Raw genomic sequence first — 21,477 nt, 5'->3', positions numbered from 1 at the left:
CCCTAGTTGCCGCGAAAGCGACCACTCTCGTCGTCACGCCGCGGACGGCCAAACTCATCGCGTTCGCGTCGGGCGCGGTCGCCCTCATCGCGCACCATGGCGCGGCGCGCGCGCTGCAGATCGCCCTCGAATTTGAGCAGCACATTCAGCGTCTTCTCGATCGTCGCGCGGTCGAGGTGGCGGGCATTGAGTTCGAGCAGCGCGCGCGCCCAGTCGATCGTTTCGGAGACGCTTGGATGTTTCTTCAGGTCCATGCCGCGCAGCCGTTGCACCAGTTCCACCGCCTGCTGCGCCAGTTTCGGAGGAAGACCGGGAACTTTCAGGTTGACGATCTGAAGTTCCTGCTCGGCGGTTGGATAATCGACGTGCAGATAGAGACAGCGCCGTTTCAGCGCCTCGGAGAGTTCACGGGTATTGTTGCTGGTCAACAGCACCATCGGTTGGTGACGGGCGCGGATGGTGCCGAGTTCGGGCACGCTGACCTGGAAATCGCTCAGCACCTCGAGCAAAAAAGCCTCGAATTCAGCGTCGGCGCGGTCAATTTCATCGATCAGCAACGTGACCGGTCGCTCGCTCGTAATCGCTTTGAGCAACGGTCGCGGCAGCATAAAGCGGCTGGAGAAGAACACATCCTCCTCCGCAGCCAGCCGGTCAGCCGCTTCGGCAAGCGTCGTCACGCCAGCCAGGAGATCGTTGAGTTTATCGCGCAGCAACTGCGTGTAGAGCAGTTGCTTGGCATATTCCCACTCATAGAGCGCCTTGGTTTCATCAAGACCCTCATAGCACTGGAGACGGATCAGATCGCGTCCGGTCGCCGCCGCCCACACTTTTGCCAGTTCGGTTTTGCCCACGCCTGCCGGACCTTCGGCGAGGATTGGCTTACCGAGTTTCTCTGCCAGAAACACCGTTGTGGCAATTTCATCGGAAGGAATGTAGCGCTGCGCGCTGAGCGCCGCTGTGACGTCGCCAATGGTGGTGAACACTGCCGATAGCCTTTCTACTCCGGTTGTACACCGTAGACGGTGTGTTCCATGCGAACCGCGCCGTCTGTGAGATCGATCAAAACGCCGTGGAAACGGCGCTGATCGTGTCCTGGATTGACACACCAGGTTGCGCCAATTCGGGTGGTGTATGTTCCACTTAACGCGGGCGCTTCGTGAATATGCCCGTGCAGCGTGAGCGGCGGTTGATGCCGTTCGATGAAGGTGTGCAGCGCGCGGCTGCCGACGTGCCGCCGGTTCGACATCAGATCGAGCGGCGTATTGGCGGGTGGCGTGTGGCAGACATACACCGTGCGGCGCGGATCGCTGCGCCCGGCAAGCGCCGCCAGGTCTTCCGCGATCGATGGCAACTCCTCGAACTCATGGCGCTGCAATGGTCGAATCGCGCCGCCACGGCTGGTCAGCGCATGATCGAAATTGAACGGCGACGTTCGTCCTTCGTCACACCGCTCGAAGTCCTTGATGCTGAACGGCGTCGGCGGCACGCAGGCATACCCCGCAAGCCACAGATCATCGCTCAGTTGATAGATGCGCTCGTGGAGCGGTTGCGCCAGTCCTTCCGCCGCAAGCCCCTCCACAGCGGCATACGCCGCCATCCAATCATCATTGCCCGGCAACAGATAGACCGCCGTCGCCGGATGGCGCGACCGGAATGCGCGCAGCAGCGGCGCCAGATCACGCTCAACAAAGGTCCGCTGCATCGTCAGTGCATCGTCGCGCCGCATTGCATGCGGCAACAGATCGCCCCCGACAATGATGATGTTCGCTTCATAGCGCGCCGCAAACTCGCACAACGCGCGATAGTCGGACAGGTTGCCATGAAGGTCGGCGGTGTAGGCAATACGCATGCTTCAATACTGAAAGAACCGTCTGATAACGACCCTGAACGCACAGCGGACAGAAGCGGGGATCTGTCATGAATTATAGCATGGACAACGGCAAAATGGAGGAGGCACGCCTCATGGATCACCATCAATGGGCAGGCAGGGGCGGGTCTCAGACCCTCCCCCCAGCCGCCCCGCCGTCCGAAAGATGGCGACGGCGGGGCGGGTCTCAGACCCGTCCCCTCTGATCACGCATCACCGACATGTGGTATCATCAAAGGAGAAACGGTTATGCTCCATAGCGCGCTCTTATGACTTCACCCGCACGCCGTCGATTTCGCGCCATCGCCCGTCTTCCCGACGACCAGATCAATCTGGCGGAGGCGGCGCTCTGCATTGCCTGGGAAGATCAGGGAGACGGCAATCCGCTGGCATCGCTGCGAATCATCGATGCTATGGCTGCGGCGGTGCGGGAACGCATCACCGGCAGGCAGGGCGGACGCGCAATTGTTGCAGCGTTGAACACCTACCTGTTTGAGGAGCTCGAATTTCGCGGCAACTACTGGAACTACAACGATCCGGCCAACAGTTTCCTCGATCAGGTGATTGCACGGCGCGTCGGTTTGCCCATCCTTCTCTCGGTGCTGTACCTGGAAATCGGCTGGCGGCTGCGGCTGCCGGTTGTCGGGCTGGCGTTGCCAGGGCATTTTCTGGTCCGCTACATCGACTCCCAGGAGGGCGATCTGTATATTGATCCCTTCAACCGCGGCAGGTTGTGGTCGTATGCGGAGTGTCAACGACAGATCGTCGCATTTGCCAGTACAGCCAATCCTGCGCTGATCCGGCAGATCATGGCGCCGCCATCGCCACGGTCGATCCTGATACGAATCCTGCGCAACCTGAAGAGCGCCTACATTCAACGCGAACAGTTCGAGCGTGCGCTGGCGACTGCCGAACGGATATTGATCCTGGCGTTCGATGCCGGTGAGTTGCGCGATCGCGGATTATTGCGCGCTCGCATCGGGCAGTGGTCGGGTGCGCTGGCAGACCTCGAGCGCTACGCGCATCTGGCGCCGCAGGCGAGCGATCTGGAGGCGATCCGGCATCAGGCGCAGACGCTGGCGGATGCGCTGGTGCAGTACAACTGATGCGAATGCACGCTCATTGCCAGGGCTGCTGCTGCCAACGTGCAGGCGAAACCGGATGTCTTGCTCACGGTTCATCCGCCCGCAGCGTCATCGCACACCGGATGTCATCCGGCATCTTTGCGCCTTTGCGCCTTTGTGTGAGTCTGAGGCGAATGCGCGCTCATTCGGATACTACCGCCGGGCTGCTGCGGCAGGACGCCGCGCCGCTACGGGCGAAAGCCCTCGCTGAGGACGCGGTTCGACTGTGCTCACCGCAAGTGGAAGCCCCGCCAGGGCTGCTGCCGCCAATGCGCGGTTGTGCGTCCACGACATGCCTGCCGGTGCGCGTTGACCATTGCGCCTTGCACAACGAACGCACGAACATCTTGTCTGACTGAACGCCGCCTGGTATGACTATCCTGCGCCGCTGTTCCCCGAACCATACTGCACATACACGGCGCTTGTTTCGCTGAAGAAGTCGATCAGCGCATTGTGATTGACCGGCATCTGCGGCTCGTCGCTGGTGGTTGGCGCATTGATATGGATCGAGCGCGCGTTCATTTCGTCGACGAAGCGTAGCATGCGCGCGCCATCACGGGTGTAGATGCCAGCAGAGAGCACCGAATGCGGTCGGCCAGCATGCACCAGCGCCTCGGCAAAACTCTCGACGCGCGTCACCGCCAGCACCGGTCCTGGCGCCGGCTCGCGCGCAATCCGCATCTCCGGGCGCACCCGATCCACAATCGTTGGGCGCAGGAAGTAGCCATGCGCCAGCGCTTCATCCTGGGCGCGCGCGCCGCCGCAAAGCACTTCTGCTCCCTCTGCCTGCGCCTGCTGGATCAGAACGAGCGACTGCCGAATCTGCGCCTCGTCAGTGCACGGTCCCATCCCGACCCCTTCATTGAGACCGCTGCCCAGGCGGAGTTTGCAGACGCGCGTAACCAGTTCTTCGAGGAACGCATCCGCCACCGGATGCACAAGAATGACCCGTTTGGTCGCCGTGTGCGACTGACCGGCATTCCCAAAGGCGCCAGCGAGCACCCCTGCCAGCGCCAGGTCCAGGTCGGCGTCTTCGAGCACGACGACCGGGTTGACATCCATCTGCTCGCTCTTGAAGCGAATCATGCGCGCCTCCGCCTGTCGCCGTGCGCCGGCAATATCGGCGTGCGACCCGCCGATCCAGACGGCGCGCACCGACGGGTGGTCGATCAGGGTTGCGCCGGTTTCATCGGTGGCGCCATGGACCAGATTGACGACGCCGGACGGCGCGCCGGCATCGGCGAAGCAACGCACCAGCCATTCCGCAGTTTCCGGTGTTGCCAGCGCCGGTTTCAGCACGACAGTATTGCCGCACACCAGCGCCTGCGCCAGGCGCTCGAACGCCAGCGCCAGCGGAGACCATTCGGGCGTCAGCAGCGCCACAACGCCGAGCGCACGGCGGCGCGTATAGCCGAAATATGCGGGGGTGCGCAACGGAACCGTGACGCCGTCAATTGCAGCAGCGGCAGCGCCGCAGAACTTCGCATACGCGATGGCGCGCAGCGCCTCAGCGCGCGCTTCGGCGAGGGTTTTTCCCTGCTCGCGCACCATCACGCGCGCGACGTCTTCCGCGTGTTCCGCCAGCAAGCGCGCCGCGCGCAGCACCAGCGTCCCGCGTTCCGGCACAGGCGTCTGGCGCCAGGAACGAAACGCGTGCGCCGCCACTTCGACGGCGGCAATCGCTTCATCGCTGATCGAAAGCGGCGCCTCACCGATCAAGTCGCCAGCGTCGGCAGGGTTGATATTGGGTGCGTGGCGGCGCGCCAGCGATTCTATCCACGCGCCGCCGATGTAGTTGCGGTAAACTTTGATGTCTTTGTGCATGTCTCTGCTCTTGTTTCACTTCAATCGATCGGCTTGAGAGCGAACTCCTCCGTGATAGTGCAATCGCATGATTGAGTCCACTGCAAAAAGGCTTCACCACCAAGGACACGACGCGCACGAAGGTGAATAAACATGAAGCGCATTTCCTTTGTGTCCCTTTGTGACCTTCGTGTTTACAGCTTTTTGCAGTGAAGTTATGATTGGAATGGACCTCTGCTGCGCAAGCAGTATAGCATGGTTCGCTCGAACAAGCCCGAAGGCGGGAGAGGAGCGACCCCACCCCGATACGCTCAGACGATCGTGGATGGAGAAGCGAAGCCGATAGCGTCGCGGACGTGGTTGAGGAGGTTCTTACAGGAAGATCAACCGGATATGAGACAATCTCGTGATCGGCGTTGGCTTCGACAGGCTCAGCCAACGCCAACCGCTCCACAGATGCAAGCGTGTTTATCCAGGTCTAGATTGATCTTCCTCATCAGGTCTTGGTTCCATCTGGTCAGATCCAGCGGCGGCGGTTGCCGATGAGGTGCAGTCAGTGCTCCAGATGGTACGGCACGCTCGTTACCACTCTACCGCGGCTGAAGAAGAGCGCCGCTTTGAGTTGCAGCCCGGTCTGATTGTGGAGCATGTACTGCCACCACTTCGATGGCACGAACTCCGGCAGAATGATCGTCAGAACATCGTCGTCGTAGCGCGCTTCGACTTCGTCGATGTACTGGAGCAGCGGCTGCATGAGTGAGCGGTACGGCGACGACAGAATGACCAGCGGGATGCCACATCCCCACTCATTCCACTTGCGCCTGATCTTTTCTGTGCTTTCCGCATCGAGATCGACATACACCGCCGTCACATTGTCGGGTGCGATCGATAGCGCATACTGGAGCGCCGGAATGACGCCGCGATGAACCCCGCTGACCAGCACCAGCGCGGTGTGCCGCCGCACCGGCGAGGGGCGCGGCGCGCCTTCCAGCGACAATTGTTCGGCGACTGCGACATAGTGGTTGTGGATGCTCCGCAACACGATCACCATGATCGGAATGAGCAACAGCACTGCCCACGCCCCTTCGCGGAACTTCGTCACTGCCAGCACCAGCATGACGATGCCGGTCAGCAATGCGCCGAAGCCGTTGATCACGGCGCTGCGGCGCCACCCCGGCGTCTGTGCCCGTCGCCAGCGCTGCACCATGCCAACCTGCGAGATGGTGAACGAAATGAACACGCCAACCGCGTAGAGCGGCAACAACGCCTGTTCACGCGCATGGAAGGCGACCACCAGGATCGACGCGATCAGCCCCAGAGCCACGATGCCGTTGGAGAAGACCAGCCGGTCGCCGCGCTGGGTAAACTGGCGCGGGAAATAACGGTCGCGCGCCAGAAAGTATGCCAGCCGCGGAAAGTCGGCGAATGCCGTGTTCGACGCCAGCACCAGGATCGCCATGGTCGCAAGCTGGAGCAGAAAGTACAACGGCGACCCCGCGCCGAAAATGGCGCGCGCCAGTTGCGAGTTCGCCGTCTCCGGTTCGTGGCTGCCATCGGGAATGATGTGATACGCATTCGCCAGCACCGTGATGCCGAGAAACATGGTGATGAGCAGCGCCGCCATGATTGCCAGCGTGATCGCGGCATTGCGCGCCTCCGGCTTCTTGAACGCGGGTACGCCATCGGCAATCGCTTCGATGCCGGTCAGCGCCGTACATCCTGCTGCAAATGCGCGCAGAATAAGGAACAATGACAGCGCGCTGGTCTCAGCCGGCAGGTGCGGCGTCTGCGGCGGCGGCGCGGGCGTGACGTTGCCGGTCACGACATTCAACAGCCCTGTGCCGATCAACAGGAACATGCTGGCGACAAAGGTGTACGTCGGAATGGCGAACATAGCCCCCGACTCCTTCATGCCGCGCAGGTTCGCCAGGCTGACCAGACCGATCAACCCGACTGCGAGTTCGACGCGGTACGGATCTAATGCGGGCCATGCGGAGGTGATCGCCGCCACTCCTGCCGACATGCTGACTGCGACGGTCAGGATGTAGTCAATGAGCAGCGCCGACGCCGCCGTGAGCGACGGGATCGTGCCCAGGTTTTCCCGCGCAACAACATAGGTGCCGCCTCCCTGCGGGTAGGCTTTGATTGTCTGGCTGTAGGATAAGGCGACGGTCATCAGCAGCACGGCGATGCCGAGCGCCAGCGGGGTGGCAAGCCAGAGCGCCGCTGCGCCGGCTGCCGAAAGGACGATCAGGATCGCTTCGGTGGCATATGCCGTCGATGAGAGGGCGTCGGATGAGAAAACGGCAAGCGCCAGGCGCTTGGGCAATCGTTCGTGGACTAACTGTTCGTTGGCGAGCGGACGGCCAACGACCAGACGTTTGAGTTTTGCAATCATAGGCTTATTGTTGCTCCCTCGTACCGGTTGCATCACCAGAGGGACGAGATGTTCTCGAACAAAAAGCGGCCCGCGCTGCGGGGATCATCGTCGCTGATCACCACGCGCCGACCGCGCTATTGTTTTTGAACCGGGTTTGAGCGCCTATCCGCATTACCCGCCGTCGCCATCATTGCGCAGAACGTCAGCGATGACGGGGTGTTCTCTTGCGCAGGGAGATTGCTTTGCGATGCCTGCGGCGAGCGAAGCATGACAGTGGCGGCTCGCCATGACATCGCTCCCCTGGGTATTTGGACAGGTTCTTACTACTTTCGCTTCCTTGTCAAAAGGACGCCGCCGGGGTTTTCCCCCTTTGTGTTGGAAGATCATAGCACTCAGGGGCGAAATATCAAGAGAAGAAACTGCTATTCCTCGGTGACGGCATCGCTACTCCGCAAGAGCATCCGCCAACACTTCAGCGAGGTGCCGCGCGCGTCGTCCGGTTCCATCGGCGATCTGCTGGCGGCAACTGGTTCCCATTGCAACGATCCCGGCATCGGCAGACAATGCGCGCACCGCCGGGAAGAGCGCCCGCTCGCCGATCTTCTGCGAGATGGCGTAATGCTCCGCTTCGTACCCGAAGGAACCCGCCATGCCGCAGCATCCACTGTCAATATCGCGCACGTCGGCGCCGGGGATCATGCGGAGCAGCGCCAGCGCGTGCTGGCTGCCGATCAGCGCCTTCTGGTGGCAGTGCCCGTGGAACAGATACCGGCGCGACGCCTGATCGCGGAAGCGCAACGTTGCGCGACCGGCGCGCACCTCACGCGCCAGGAACTCGTCGAACAGGAACGACATCTGCGCCAGTGTCGCAGTGCGCGGGTCGTCGAGCAGATCGGGATATTCGTCGCGGAAGGTCAGGATACAACTCGGCTCAAGCCCAATGATCGGAATGCCGGCGGCGGCGTAGGGCCCCAGCGCATCGAGCTGGCGCTGCGCCAGCGCCTTGACTTCCTTCAACAACCCCTTCGAAATCTGCGGGCGTCCACAGCAAATTCGGCGCGTCGGCAGGAGCACGCGGTAGCCGGCGGCTTCGAGAACGCGCACCGCGGCCCGGGCAATATGCGGATCGTTGTAGTCGGCGAAGGTGTCGGGAAAGAGCACAACCGAAGGGTGTCCGCCATCGACCGGCGCCGGACGGCTGGCAAACCAGCGATGGAATGGTTGCGGCGCGAACGGCGGCAGGCGGCGGTAGCGACTGACGCCGATCAGCCGTTCCTGCAAAAGCGGAACGAACGGCAGCGCCAGCAGACGGTTCGCCAGCGGCGCAAGGCGACTGCCGAGTTCGTTGATCTTCCGAATGTTGCCGAACAGACGCGACCGTAACGGGATACCGTGCTGTTCGTAGTAGATCGACAGCCATTCCGATTTCAGGCGAGTCATATTGACCCGCGATGGGCACTCACCGGTGCATCCCTTGCATTCCAGGCAGAGGTCCATAACCTCTTTCATGCGCGCGCTGGTGAGCGCGTCGAGCGGGAGCGCACCGGAAAAGACCATGCGCAGCGCATTCGCGCGGCCACGGGTTGAGTGTTCTTCGTCGCGCGTCACCATGTAACTCGGGCACATCGTGCCACCGGTGACTTTACGGCACAGACCGTTGCCGTTGCACAATTCGACTGCGCCGACAATGCCGCCGGTGTCGTTGAAACGGAAGTGGGTGTGCAACTGGATCGGATGGTACTGCTCGCCGTAGCGCAGGTAGTGATCCATCTGCGGGGCATCGACGATTTTGCCAGGATTGAGGATTTCATAAGGGTCGAAGGCATGTTTGATCTCACGAAACGCTTCGTACAGCGTTTCGCCGAACAACTCGCGGTTGAACTCAGCACGCAGCATGCCGTCCCCATGTTCGCCGGAGAGCGCGCCGCCGAACGCGATCACCAGGTCTTTGATCTCCTCGGCAATCGTGCGCATGGTGCGCACATCATCGGCGTTCTTCAGATTGAGCAGCGGGCGGGCGTGGATGACGCCAACGCTGGCGTGCCCGTAAAAAGCGACCTGCACGCCATGCGCGTGGCAGATGTCGCGGAAGCGCCGCAGGTACACATTCAACTTCTCCGGCGGCACGGCAGAGTCCTCGACGAACGTTTCAGGCTTAACGTCGGGCGAGAGAGATTGGAGCAGCGGTAGCCCCGCCTTGCGCACTGCCAGCACTGCGCTCTTCTGGCGTGCATCAACCACACGGGTAATGGCGCTGCATCGGGGGCGTAGATGCTGCTCCAGCCGCAACAGACCGGCGCGCACGTCATCGTCGGTTTCGCCAAAGAACTCGACCTGCAACAACGCCCCCGGCGATCCCTGGACGAACATCGCCAGATACTGCGCATATTCGCGTGATTTGCGCGTCAGATCGAGCAGAATGTCGTCCATGAGTTCGACGGCTGCCGGCTGGCATTCCAGGCAGGGAACCACTGCATCGAGCGTGGCATCGAGCGTGTCGAACTCCAGGATGGCAATCGCGGTATGCTTCGGGCGCGGCACGAGGCGCACGCGCGCCGCCAGCACGAGCGCCAGCGTCCCTTCTGAACCGACGATCATGTTCGCCATGTTGAAGCGCCGGTCGGGCGAGCGCGCGCCGAACATGATGCCGTAGCGCGTGTGATCAGCTTCACTGACCGGCACAAACGCATCGAGGTTGTAGCCGCCGACGCGCCGCAGCACTTTGGGATAGCGCCGCGCAATCTCGTCGGCGTGTTCGCGCGCCAGGCGCGCCACGGTGCGGTAGATGCGCCCTTCGAGTTCGGTGTCGGCGAGTCTGGCATGGAGCTCCGCTTCGTCGAGCGGGCGAAAGGTGGTGATACTGCCATCCGACAGCATCACCTTCAACTCCAGCACGTGATCGATGGTCTTGCCATACACCAGGGAGTACATGCCGGACGAGTTGTTGGCAATCATGCCGCCGATGGCTGCGCGGTTCGATGGGGAGACATCCGGCGCAAACTTCAGATCATGCGGCGCCAGGGCTGCATTCAACTGATCGAGGATGATCCCCGGTTCGACCCACGCCCACTGCTCAGCGACATTCACTTCCAGCAGGCGGTTCATATATTTGGTGAAATCGAGATGGATGGCGCGCCCGACCGCCTGCCCCGCCAGGCTGGTGCCGCCGCCGCGCGCCACAATCGGCAGGCGCCGCAGGCGCGCCAGTTGCACGACTGCCGCGACGTCCGCCTCGTCCTTCGGCAGCACCACACCCAGCGGCTCGATCTGATAGATGCTCGCGTCCGTCGCGTAGAGGGCGCGTGAAATGGCATCGGTCTGCACATCGCCTTTGACGCATTCGCGCAATTCGGCGGCAAGATCATCATAATTCATTGCGGCGTCCTTTCCGGTTGCGCCTGCTGAAGGTGCTGTTGCACCATATGCTTCTGCACCTTGCCCAGCGCGTTGCGCGGCAGCGATGCGGTGAAGACGATTCGCCGCGGTTTTTTGTAACTCGCCAGGCGCGCGCGGCACCAGTCGATCAATTCCTGTTCCAAACCGACGGTCGCTGGCGTTGCCAGCACAACCACCGCCACCACCTGCTCGCCAAACTCTGCGTCGGGCAGACCGACCACAGCAGCCTCGGCAACGGCGGGGTGCTCCTGCAACACTTCCTCGACCTCGCGCGGGTAGATGTTGTACCCGCCGCTGATGATCAGTTCACGGGCGCGCCCGGTGATCGTGAAATATCCGTCGGTGCTGCGCCATCCCAGGTCGCCGGTATTGAACCAGCCGTCGGCGTCGAACGCTTCGGCGGTCGCCTGCGGGTTGCGCCAGTACCCGGCGAACACATTCGGACCGCGCACCTGGATTTCGCCAATTTCGCCATCGGGGAGCGGCTGACGGGTGCACACATCGACGATGCGCGCTTCCTGCCCCGGAAATGGCATCCCGACCGTTCCGGGACGGCGTTCGCCATCGTAGGGGTTGGTCAGGTTCATGACCGTTTCGGTCATGCCGTAGCGTTCCAGGATGCGATGACCAAACAGTTCCTCGAACTCGGCGAAGGTCTGCGGGCTAAGCGGCGCCGACCCGGAGACGAACAGGCGCATGCCCTCAACGCGCACTGGCATTCCGGCTGCACGCCGCCGATGCGCTTCGGCGATCAGGCGGGTATACATCGTCGGCACCCCGAAAAACATCGTCGTCTCGCCGCGCGCCAGGGCATCGAGTACATCCGCGGCATCGAAACCGCGCCGCAGATCGACCGTGCTCATGGTGCAGAGCGTCCCATTGAGACCGACACCAAGACCGTGAATGTGGAAGAGCGGAAGGGTCAGCAACAGGCGGTCATGTTCCGTCCAATGCCACGCGCGGGAGACGGCGGCGCTATTCGCCATGAGATTGGCATGAGTGAGCATGGCGCCTTTGGAGCGCCCGGTCGTCCCCGAGGTATACCCGATCAGCGCCAGATCGCCCGGCGCCGGCGCAAGCGTCCAATCGGGCGCCTCCTCCACGCCTTCCAGCGCCACGTCGGAGGCGAAGACAACCGCGCCAGGCGCCTCCGCCTGCTTCAGCAAATCGGCGTGCTCCTGGTCGCCGGCGATGACGGCTTTCGCTTCCGAGTCGGTCAGAATGTGACGCAGTTCGGTCTGACGATACAGGGTATTGACGAGCACCACGATTGCGCCGATCATGTGCGCGCCCAGGTATGCTGTCACGAACGCCGGGCTATTCTCCAGAAACAGCGCCACGCGATCGCCGCGTTCGACCCCCACGGTTCGCAATCGTAACGCCCAACGGGCAACAATCGCAGCGATATCCTCATATGAGAATGATCGCCCCTCAAAAAGCAGGAACGGGCGTTTCGGCGCGTGCGCCACTGCGCGTCGCAGGGCGTCGATGGTGGTCAAGGGAGTGTTCATCTTGCGAATCATATCATAGATGGACACGGATACGACGGATTCGCACGGATATGCGGTGGAAAATCCGCCCGCCGGCTGATGGACTTTGAATCATTCTTCCGCTATCCGCTCGTCCGCCCGGCGGCTGAAGTCGCGGGCTACGGGAAGCGAAGCCCGCCTGCGCGGGCTCGACCGGGCGATACCGGATGAGTGCTCAAGAACGCTAAGCCTTGCTCAGATCAGGCCAGCCCTCTGGGCTTTCACGCGCTCAACGCGGGCTCCAGCTCGCCGCGATACCGCGTTTCCCGGCGCCTCCGCCTGCACCTCACACAACGGGTCAAAGCATGAATTGTCAGGCGGCAACCCACCGTGCCGCCCGACGCTGAGCCATCGGACTCATCGAACGAAGGGCGCTGCCACGCCCTCGCCCCGGCGTAGACTGAACCAGCCCCGCGTCAGCGGGGCTTTGTGCGCTCAACGCGGGCGTTCACGTCCGCGCGGGCTTACGCAACGGTCACCTTTGTCACGACTCCCCTGCATGGTATAATATCTGGTAACAACTTGCACGTCCAAAAATAATGTGTCACTGTTCACAGCGGGGGTCCATAGCGCTGCTGGCTGCCCACATGGAGGTTCGGGGAAACCCTCAAAAAGAAGAGTCGGCGGCGGAATGGTTCTAACCAGCGCCAACGCACGGCGTCCCGCCGACCCAAGATATCTCTTATGCGGGTGCGATGCTCGCACTCCCAGAAGCAGCGTGAACAGTTACCATAGCGCCATGTACGCGCTTATGTGGGGAAATCGATGACTCTGCCGCTCGAAGGATTGCGCGTCCTCGATCTGAGCCGCGCGCTTGCCGGTCCTTTCTGCTCGATGATGCTCGGCGATCTTGGCGCTGATGTCGTCAAAGTCGAACAGCCGGGCATTGGCGACCATACCCGCGCGTGGGGACCGCCTTTCGAAGGCGAGGAGAGTACATACTTTCTCAGCGTCAACCGCAACAAGCGCAGCCTTGCGCTCGACTTTCGTGACGAACGCGGCGCTGCCGTGCTGCGCCGCCTGATCGCCAGAAGCGACATGCTGCTGGAGAACTTCATTCCTGGCACACTGGATCGGCGCGGCTTCGGTTACGAAGCGTGTCGCGCCATTCGCCCCGATCTGGTGTACTGCTCGATCTCCGGGTTTGGTCAGACGGGACCGGATCGCGAGCGCGCCGCCTACGATCAGATCGCCCAGGGATTGGGCGGGTTGATGAGCCTGATCGGTGAACCTGGCGGACCGCCGATGCGCGTCGGGATTGCGATCACCGACATTATGGCGGGGATGTTTGCGGCTTATGCCATTCTGGCGGCGCTCTACCATCGCGCGCGCACCGGCGAAGGGCAGCGGGTCGATACGTCGCTGCTGGAAGGGCAACTGGCGATGCTGACGTATCAGGCGGGCAATTATTTTGCTACCGGTCGCGCGCCGGAACGACCGGGCAATCAGCATCCCTCAATTGTGCCATATGGCGTCTATCGCGCCGCCGACGGCTACTTTACCCTGGGTGTCGGCACCGACGACCTGTGGGGGCGTTTCTGCGACGCGCTGGAACTGTCGGCGCTCCGCGACGATCCTCGCTTCCGCACGAATGTGTCACGCCTGGCGCACCGCACCGAACTGAACGCGCTCCTCGAACCGGTGTTTACATCTCTGCGCGTTGCCGACATCGAGCACAAACTGAATGCGGCTGGCGTGCCGTGCGGCGCTGTGCGCAATCTGGCGCAGGTGTTCAACGATCCGCAAGTGCAGGCGTTAGGAAGCGTTGTGACTGTCGAACATCCAACAGCGGGCAACATTCGTGTTGTGGCGCCGCCGTACCACTTCTCCGCCACGCCGCCGGTCATCTGCCGACCGCCGCCGCTCCTTGGGCAGCATACCGATGAGATTTTGACCGAAATCGGCTACAAACCGCACGAGATTGCGACACTCCGGTCTGCTGGCGTTGTCGCATAACCTGTTGAGAAAGGGGGAAACGTATGACCGAGCGACAGGGATTGTTCACCGTTCAGACCAGCCTGTATCTCTCGCCTGAAAACCGGGCGCGCCTCGAACATCTGGTACGTGAGCGCCGCAGCGATCCGCCGGACGTCGTTTCTCAGATCCTCGCCGACTATCCGCTCACCCGGCTTCCCGAAGACACGAATGGGATCGAAGGCGAGCCGATCCATATGCGCATCTATCTCACTCCTGAGCAGCGAGCGGCGTTCGAGACGCATCTTGCTGCACACAAAATGACCCTGTCGGCGCTGGTCTCGCGCATCGTCGCCGATCGTCTGGCAGACATGCCGGCGCCGCCGGCAGCGCCGCCGCCACCCCGCCCCAAAGCCGATCTGTCGAAGCGCCGCGCCAATCTTGCCCGCCTGAAAGCGCGCCGCGATGAGGCAGGCAAAGATGCGCCCGCCTGGCTGCATGCCTACATTGCGCAAATGGAAGTCGAACTGCGCCGTCTGGAGCGTGAGGGGTAGTGGCAACGAAGGTGCGGCTCGATCAGTTGCTGGTGCAGCGCGGTCTGGCGGAGACGCGCGCCCGCGCCCAGGCGCTGATCCTGGCTGGCGAGGTGTGGGTCAACGGTGTCACCCGGCATAAAGCCGGTGAACTCATACCCGACGATGCCGAGATCAAACTGCTCAGCGCATTGCCATATGTCAGCCGTGGCGGCTACAAACTGGCGCATGCGCTCGATACCTTCGCACTTTCTCCTGCAAACCTGACGGCGCTCGATGTTGGGGCATCGACCGGCGGCTTTACCGATGTGCTGTTGCAACGCGGCGCTACCCGCGTGTATGCCGTTGACGTCGGGTATGGGCAGATCGACTGGCGGCTGCGCCAGGATCCGCGGGTGGTTGTTCTTGAACGCACCAACATCCGCTACCTGGAAGCCTTGCCTCCACCGGAGGGAATGGAGTCCCCCGCCGCTCCCGTCCTCGTCGATTGCGCCGTGATCGATGTGTCCTTCATATCGCTGAAACTGGTGCTGCCCGCCGTGCAGCGCCTCATACGACCGGGCGCATGGATTGTCGCGCTGGTCAAGCCGCAGTTCGAGGCGGGACCGGCGCAGGTGGGGAAGGGCGGCGTGGTGCGCGATCCGGCGGTTCACGCAGCAGTGCTGCGCGATGTGCTGATGTTTGCCGCCGGTATCGACCTCCCGCCCCACGGTCTCACCCGCTCACCGATCACCGGACCAGCCGGAAATGTCGAGTTTCTGGCGTGGCTCGGCGGTCCCGGACCAACGCTCTACGTCGAGCAGGCAATCGAGGAAGCCGTGAGAAAGACGACCGGCGACTGACAGCGCCTGTGAAGGTCCTTCGTCCAACCACTTACCCTGCAACAAGGGCGCGTCCGTGCTCTTCGTATGGTCAGCCCAAGAGTCATGATTCTTGATACTAACGTGCGATCAGTCAGACAAGACGTTCGAGCGCCTGGTTCGCACGGCGTAAATCCACAACGCGCGGTGGCGGTCGTAGACGTATGACTGCGCCTCGGCGTCAGCAGCCCTGGCGGGGCTTGCACTTGCGGTGAGCATGGTCGAACCGCGTCCTCAGCGAGGGCTTGAGCCCGCAGCGCCCCGGCAATATGGTACGAATGACCGCGCATGAGTATGAGAAATAATCCAGCACTGCGCACACGAGCCTGCGAAGGCACGCTCCGCTTCCTGCAGCCTGCGGCTTCCACCGCCGGGTGCAGCGTAAATGCCAGATGTGGTTGCGCCAAGCCGTGATTGCGCGCCGGTTTGACGCTTCCGCCGCCGGGCGCAGAGCGGATGCCACAGGACGCCACTCTTGCGCTCGCAGGTCATATATACCCCTCTACGGCGTCGTCGACGCCACCCACAACGGGTCGGCGCTATCGGCGGCGCCGGTTGCGCCAAGCGTCAGGTGGTAGCCGTTGCCCGAAGCGTCAGCAGTGGTCTGCCCGCTCCCCTCATCGAGCCGGTAGAGCGCGCGGGTATTCGCATCCGCCGGATGCGCCGTTGACGGCGGCGTAAACGCGCCGCTGTAACGCGCGACGTTCGAGATGCGCACATCGTCGAGGTCGCCGTTGAAGAAGCCGTACCCCGTCAGCCCGCCGATGCGCAGGAATGGTCCTTGCGTGATCGCGCCGATAGTGGCCGCTGAACCAGGCGCGCCGTTGACGAACACCCGCGCCGTCGCGCCATCATATGTCACCGCAACGTGATGCCAGGTATTGGCTGCCAGCGCCGTTGGGTGCTGCGCCGCGCGCCAGCCAGACGTCGAGGCGACCCACCAGGTGGCGCGGCCGCCGTTCAGTTCGAACGACCAGCCCGTGTTATCATCACCGTGGGCGATGATGACGCTGTTCTGCCCGTTGGTCACCGGACGCACCCAGAGTTCGATCGTCTGTGCGCCGCCAAGCCCGGCGATTTGCCCGCCGCGCACCTCATCGTTCACTCCGTCGAAGCGCAGCGCGCCGCTGCCGGAAGGCGCCGTTGTCGCCGTTGGCGTCACGGCAGTGGGCGTGGCGCTTGGCGGCGGCGTCGCCGTTGGCGTTACCGGCGTGGCGCTCGGACCAACCGTTGGCGTGTTGGTTGGCGGTGCAGGCGTAGCGCTCGGCGCGAGCGTGGGGGTGTTGGTTGGCGGCGCAGGCGTAGCGGTCGGGGTGGCAGGCGGCGGCGTGCCATCCATCAGCACTTCGCCATACTCCAGCACCTCGCGCAGGTCAAATGTCTGCACCAGCAGCGGCGCCGTCGAAGGCGGCGGCGTGCCCAGGGTGAACTGCACCGTCTTCGGACCCACCGGCGCACCGTTGGGCAGGCGGATGAGGAGTGCGCCGCGCGCCGCGCCGCCAGAGGCGGCATCAGTCACCGCCGCCGGGTCGGCAACCAGCATTGCGCCTGCGCCAAAGCCGCTGATCGCGCCAGGCGTCACCTGTGCAAAATCAACATCCGGCGGGAGGGTGATCAGGACGCTGCCGCCAGCCGGGATGAAGGACGCGGTCGTGAAACTAAGCGTATACAGGTTGCCGGACACATTCAGCGCAACTGAACCAAGCGGCGCGCCTGGAGTCATCTGCGCCAACCCGAAGCGCTGTGCGTTCGGGCGCGTACTGACCGTGTAGTATTTGCGGTAACTGCTGCCCAGTTTCAGCGCGCGCGCCGCCCATATGCCATCGGGCGAAAATGTGCCGGGATCATCGGCGCCGGTGAAGACCGGGTTGTTCGGCGTTGGGCGCACCCAGTTGATGCCATCGGTCGAAACGACATACCCGGTTGTGAAATCGGTCCTGGCATACGATTTCGCTTCATACCACATGCGGAAGAATGCACCGTCCTTGATCACCGTCGGCACGCCGACGCTGTTGCTGTCGAAGTCGGTAAGATTGTTGATGCGCGCAAAGACAGCGCCGCCGCCGCTGCTGCCAAGCACCCGCGTCCAGTTGATTCCGTCGGGGGATACGGCATAGCCAACAGCAAAGATGTAGGCGCTGACATTATTGACACCTTCGTACCACATGCGGTAGCAGCGCCCGCTGGTGCGCCCATTCTCGCACGGCAGCGCGGGAGAGGCTTCATCGATCAGCACCGAAGGCGCCACGATATAATCCTGATCGAAATCGCTGGCGCCGCCGCGCTCGACCAGAACGGCGTTGCGGTTCGGCGCAGCGACTCCGGCGGTTCCCGGCACGCGCGTCCAGGTGATGCCATCCGGCGATGTCGCATACCCGATACCCTCGATCGCGCCGGTATTGCCGAAGCCGCTGTACCACATACGGAAGGTATTCCCGTCCCGCACAACGTACATCGTTGTGACGCCCGTGCTATCGAAGTCGCCGGGTATGCCCGATGGTCCGAAGACGCTGCCGCCGACCCCTGAGCCAATGTAGCGCGTCCAGGTGATGCCGTCCGGCGAGAGGGCATGCCCGATGCGCCGCGTACCGCTGCCGTCCACGCCGACATACCACATGCGGTAGCAGACGCCGCTGGTGCGCCCATTTTCGCACGGCAGCGACGGTGTGGCGGTATCACGCAGCACCATCGGCGGGAAGATTTCCGATGTATCGAAACTGGCGCCGCTGCCGCCGCAGTTCTGGCCGGAAATGGCAAACACTGCACCCTCAACGGATGCCGGACACGTGCCGGGGATGTGCAGCCACGGCTGGCGGTTCGACGGATTGGCGGTCGGCGCCGGCGTCGCCGTCGGCGGTTGCGGGGTGCTGGTCGCCGTCGGCGACTGCGGGGTGTTCGTCGGCGCCGGCGTACTGGTCGCCGTCGGCGGCTGCGGAGTGGCAGTCGGCGTTGTAGTCGGTCCCTCGGTGGCGGTCGGAGTCGGCGTTACCGGCGTGGGAGACGGCGGGATGGGGGTTGGCGTCGCAGTGGGTCCGGTATTCGTCGCCTGTGACAGATCGATGGTTGCATATTCGATCACTTCGCGCCCATCGAATGTCTGCACTGTCATCATTGCTGTCGTCGCCGGCGGGTTTGCCAGCGTGAACGTGATCGTCTTGGCGCCGGCGGGAGCGCCGTTGGGCAGCCGGATGACGAGCGCCCCACGCGCCGCACCCTGCGCAAACGCATCGGTCACTGCTGCACTTTCGGCAGTGAATGTGGCGCCGGCGCCAAACCCGGTGATCGTCCCTACGGTCACGTCGGCGAACGGCAGGGTGGCGGGCAGCGCCAGCAACACGCTCCCGCCCGCCGGAATTGCCTGGGTGGTCAGCGAAAGGGTGTATTCGCCAAGATTACGGGTCAACCCTGGTGCAGGCAGCGGCGTTCCCGGCGTCAGCGTCGCCTGCCCGACGCGCACGGCATTCGGACGGCTGCTGACGGTATACCACATACGGAAGGCGGCGCCTTCCTTGATGACGAACGGCGTCCACACATTGTCGGGGGAGAGCGTGCCCGGATCGTCGGCGCCGCGATACACCGCCTGGTTCGGCACAGGACGCCCCCACGTCACGCCATCGGTCGACACGACATGACCAATGCTCTGGTTCGACGCCTGGCTGTTGTACCACATGCGGAAGAATGCGCCATCCTTGACCACCACTGGTGCGCCGACGCTGCCGGAGTCCCATTCGCCAGCCGCGCCAACGCCGAGCACCGGGTTCCCGCTGGCGGCGCGCGTCCAGTTCACGCCATCGGGAGAGAGCGCATAGCCGATGCGAAAGACATTTGCTGCGTCTGTGCCCTGGTACCACATGCGGTAGCATGCGCCGCTGGTGCGCCCATTTTCGCAGGGGAGTTGCGGCGAAGCTTCATCACGAATCACGGCAGGAGCGGCCACGATCGACTGATCGAACGTAGAAGCGCCGGTTGGACGCAGGACGGCGCCCTGGGTCAGCGGTCCCGCCACGCGCGTCCAGTTCACGCCGTCGGTCGAGGTGGCGAAACCGATCGTGAAGATCGAGCCGTTGAAGCCGTTGTACCACATCTCGAAGGCGGCGCCATTGCGGATGACATACGGGAACGAGACGCCAGCGCTATCGAAGTTGCCCGCCGGTCCTGGCCCGAGCACTGCGCCGCCGCCGGCAGTTCCCGGCACGCGCACCCACGTCGTGCCATCCGGCGAGACGGCATAGCCGATGCGCCGCACGCCGCCAGCATCGAAGCCGGTGTACCACATGCGGTAACATACAGCGCCCTCGGCGATGCTAGGGCAGGGCGCTGCGGCGGTTGCGACATCGCGCAGGATGACCGGACCTTCGACGTTGTTGCTGTCGAACGTTGTGCCACCCCCGCCACAGCCGTCGCCAGAACGACCGAACACCGCGCCTTCGAGCGCAGGGCCGCACGTTCCCGGCGTATGCGCCCATGGCTGACGATTGGGGATCGTCGCCTCACTCACCGACGGCGCTGCCAGTGCAATCACCAGCAACGCGCCTATCAGCGCCCCAACAACCCACAGACGAGCACGCATATGCCACCATCCTCGCAAAAGATGCCACATTCAACGCACAACCGGACGCAGAACAGAGGACCCGGAGAGAAGAAATTGCTGCGCTCAACGCCAGAAGCCACAGAGGTATCCTGCCATCGAGCATCGATCTGAATATGTCGGACGCACAGCCGTATAATGCTGTCGGAGACAGTGTAGATCGCACGTATGACAACCAGATGAGAAAATGCCTGTGCAAAAGTACACAACTTATCAGACCGTCATCTTTACTAGATGACGCACACAGTACAATAGAATGAGTCCACTGCACAAAGGCTTAACCACAAAGGGCACGAAGCGCACGAAGGTGAATGATGAAGCGCATTTCCTTTGTGTTCCTTTGTGACCTTCGTGGTTGCTTGTTGCAGTGAAGTCATGGAATGCATTCCATCAGCAGAGAGGCAACCAATATGCGCATCGACGACCTCGATACCCCGGCGGTTGTGATTGACCTTGACCGTCTGGAGGCGAACATTTCACGTTTCCAGGCGTATCTTGATCGGCATGGCATCGCCAATCGTCCGCACATTAAGACGCACAAGATTCCACAGATTGCACAGATGCAGATAGCGGCAGGCGCCGTCGGCATCACCTGCCAGAAACTCGGCGAGGCGGAGGTGATGGCGGATGCCGGCATGACCGACATCTTCCTGCCATACAACATCGTTGGCGCCGCCAAACTGGAGCGGTTGGTCGCCCTTGCCCGCCGGGTGCGGCTGAGCGTTACCGCCGACTCTTCAGTTGTCGTCGCCGGCCTCGGAGCGGCGATGTCCGGGGCTGGTCTCGAACTGCCGGTGCTCGTCGAATGCGACACCGGCATGGGACGGTGTGGCGTCCAGACGCCGATGGAAGCGGTTGAACTGGCGGCGCAGATTGCGCGCACGCCAGGACTGCGCTTCGGCGGGTTGATGACCTATCCCTCAAGCCCCGCGATTGGTCCGTTTATGCACGAAGCAGTCCAACGCTTGCATGAGCGCGGGCTTGCGGTCGAGCGGGTGAGCGGCGGCGGCACGGCGGGAATGTGGAGCGCGCATGAGCACCCGGAAGTCACCGAGTATCGCGCCGGTATGTACGTCTACGGCGACCGCTACACCCTGCGCGCTGGCGCGTTACGACTGGAAGAGTGCGCCATGACCGTGCTCACGACCGTCGTCAGTCGTCCGACGCCGGATCGCGGCGTGATCGACGGCGGCAGCAAAACATTCTCCTCTGACCTTCTTGGTCTGGAGGGGCATGGTCTCATTCTGGAATATCCCGAAGCCAGGATTGTCGGCCTGTCCGAGGAGCATGGCGTGGTGGATTTCAGTGGGTGTGCGCAGAAGCCTGCGATTGGCGAACGGCTGCGGGTGCTGCCCAACCACTGTTGTGTGGTGAGCAATCTGTTCGATGAAGTCATCGGCGTGCGCAACAGGAACGTCGAGACCGTCTGGCGGGTTGCAGCGCGGGGCACGGTGCGGTGAGCGTTCTCACCTTTCCCCGAGGC

The 21,477-nt window shown here is 62.9% G+C and carries 12 protein-coding genes; 5 read left to right on the top strand and 7 right to left on the bottom strand.

Going from position 1 to position 21,477, the window contains the following annotated elements:
• Positions 1–2: 2 nt before the first annotated feature.
• Both AC3EA7_RS16245 and AC3EA7_RS16240 read right to left on the bottom strand, forming a co-directional pair.
• Positions 3–983 carry an AAA family ATPase gene (locus tag AC3EA7_RS16245; RefSeq protein ID WP_488615121.1) on the bottom strand — a complete coding sequence of 327 codons (981 nt, stop codon included), beginning with the start codon at positions 981–983 and terminating at the stop codon, positions 3–5.
• A gap of 14 nt (positions 984–997) precedes the next feature.
• Positions 998–1,849 (bottom strand): metallophosphoesterase family protein, encoded by an 852-nt coding sequence (locus AC3EA7_RS16240; protein ID WP_488615120.1) that lies wholly within the window; start codon positions 1,847–1,849, stop codon positions 998–1,000.
• Positions 1,850–2,136: 287 nt separating this feature from the next.
• Between AC3EA7_RS16240 and AC3EA7_RS16235 the strand changes: the two genes are divergently transcribed.
• A complete protein-coding gene (locus AC3EA7_RS16235) occupies positions 2,137–2,973 on the top strand; it encodes a SirB1 family protein (protein WP_488615119.1) in 837 nt (278 codons plus the stop codon).
• 393 nt (positions 2,974–3,366) lie between these two features.
• Here AC3EA7_RS16235 and AC3EA7_RS16230 read toward each other — a convergent pair whose 3' ends face one another.
• From AC3EA7_RS16230 to AC3EA7_RS16215, 4 genes are all read right to left on the bottom strand, one after another.
• A complete protein-coding gene (locus AC3EA7_RS16230) occupies positions 3,367–4,815 on the bottom strand; it encodes an aldehyde dehydrogenase family protein (protein WP_488615118.1) in 1,449 nt (482 codons plus the stop codon).
• Positions 4,816–5,347: 532 nt separating this feature from the next.
• Complete coding sequence (locus tag AC3EA7_RS16225; protein ID WP_488615117.1) at positions 5,348–7,192, bottom strand: APC family permease; 1,845 nt, start codon at positions 7,190–7,192, stop codon at positions 5,348–5,350.
• Between the two features lie 426 nt (positions 7,193–7,618).
• Positions 7,619–10,549, bottom strand: coding sequence for an FAD-binding and (Fe-S)-binding domain-containing protein (locus AC3EA7_RS16220; RefSeq protein WP_488615116.1), 2,931 nt, complete (start codon positions 10,547–10,549; stop codon positions 7,619–7,621).
• On the bottom strand, positions 10,546–12,081 hold the full coding sequence (locus AC3EA7_RS16215) for an acyl-CoA synthetase (RefSeq protein WP_488615115.1): 1,536 nt from the start codon (positions 12,079–12,081) through the stop codon (positions 10,546–10,548). Before AC3EA7_RS16215 ends, AC3EA7_RS16220 begins: the two co-directional genes overlap by 4 nt.
• 783 nt (positions 12,082–12,864) lie before the next feature.
• Between AC3EA7_RS16215 and AC3EA7_RS16210 the strand changes: the two genes are divergently transcribed.
• From AC3EA7_RS16210 to AC3EA7_RS16200, 3 genes are read left to right on the top strand one after another with little or no spacing between them, the layout of a single operon-like run.
• Positions 12,865–14,055 carry a CaiB/BaiF CoA transferase family protein gene (locus AC3EA7_RS16210; RefSeq protein ID WP_488615114.1) on the top strand — a complete coding sequence of 397 codons (1,191 nt, stop codon included), beginning with the start codon at positions 12,865–12,867 and terminating at the stop codon, positions 14,053–14,055.
• A gap of 23 nt (positions 14,056–14,078) precedes the next feature.
• Positions 14,079–14,567, top strand: a complete 489-nt coding sequence (locus tag AC3EA7_RS16205; RefSeq protein ID WP_488615113.1) for a hypothetical protein — start codon at positions 14,079–14,081, stop codon at positions 14,565–14,567.
• A complete protein-coding gene (locus tag AC3EA7_RS16200) occupies positions 14,567–15,388 on the top strand; it encodes a TlyA family RNA methyltransferase (RefSeq protein WP_488615112.1) in 822 nt (273 codons plus the stop codon). The genes AC3EA7_RS16205 and AC3EA7_RS16200 overlap by 1 nt, the downstream gene beginning before the upstream one ends.
• Positions 15,389–15,908: 520 nt before the next feature.
• Here AC3EA7_RS16200 and AC3EA7_RS16195 read toward each other — a convergent pair.
• Positions 15,909–19,976 carry a LamG-like jellyroll fold domain-containing protein gene (locus AC3EA7_RS16195; protein ID WP_488615111.1) on the bottom strand — a complete coding sequence of 1,356 codons (4,068 nt, stop codon included), beginning with the start codon at positions 19,974–19,976 and terminating at the stop codon, positions 15,909–15,911.
• Positions 19,977–20,404: 428 nt separating this feature from the next.
• Here AC3EA7_RS16195 and AC3EA7_RS16190 point away from each other — a divergent pair, with 428 nt between their 5' ends.
• Positions 20,405–21,454, top strand: coding sequence for a D-TA family PLP-dependent enzyme (locus tag AC3EA7_RS16190; protein WP_488615110.1), 1,050 nt, complete (start codon positions 20,405–20,407; stop codon positions 21,452–21,454).
• Positions 21,455–21,477 lie beyond the last annotated feature (23 nt).

The organism is Roseiflexus sp. (assembly GCF_057785375.1).
Note: the sequence above shows the minus strand (reverse complement) of the source record. Positions and strands in the feature narration are given on the sequence as shown.

What these genes read in the sequence shown, in the direction of transcription:
- AC3EA7_RS16220 (WP_488615116.1), bottom strand. Translation starts at nt 10,549, where the DNA reads ATGAATTATGATGATCTTGCCGCCGAATTGCGCGAATGCGTCAAAGGC.
- AC3EA7_RS16230 (WP_488615118.1), bottom strand. Translation starts at nt 4,815, where the DNA reads ATGCACAAAGACATCAAAGTTTACCGCAACTACATCGGCGGCGCGTGG.
- AC3EA7_RS16210 (WP_488615114.1), top strand. Translation starts at nt 12,865, where the DNA reads ATGACTCTGCCGCTCGAAGGATTGCGCGTCCTCGATCTGAGCCGCGCG.
- AC3EA7_RS16195 (WP_488615111.1), bottom strand. Translation starts at nt 19,976, where the DNA reads ATGCGTGCTCGTCTGTGGGTTGTTGGGGCGCTGATAGGCGCGTTGCTG.
- AC3EA7_RS16215 (WP_488615115.1), bottom strand. Translation starts at nt 12,081, where the DNA reads ATGAACACTCCCTTGACCACCATCGACGCCCTGCGACGCGCAGTGGCG.
- AC3EA7_RS16240 (WP_488615120.1), bottom strand. Translation starts at nt 1,849, where the DNA reads ATGCGTATTGCCTACACCGCCGACCTTCATGGCAACCTGTCCGACTAT.
- AC3EA7_RS16205 (WP_488615113.1), top strand. Translation starts at nt 14,079, where the DNA reads ATGACCGAGCGACAGGGATTGTTCACCGTTCAGACCAGCCTGTATCTC.
- AC3EA7_RS16190 (WP_488615110.1), top strand. Translation starts at nt 20,405, where the DNA reads ATGCGCATCGACGACCTCGATACCCCGGCGGTTGTGATTGACCTTGAC.
- AC3EA7_RS16235 (WP_488615119.1), top strand. Translation starts at nt 2,137, where the DNA reads ATGACTTCACCCGCACGCCGTCGATTTCGCGCCATCGCCCGTCTTCCC.
- AC3EA7_RS16225 (WP_488615117.1), bottom strand. Translation starts at nt 7,192, where the DNA reads ATGATTGCAAAACTCAAACGTCTGGTCGTTGGCCGTCCGCTCGCCAAC.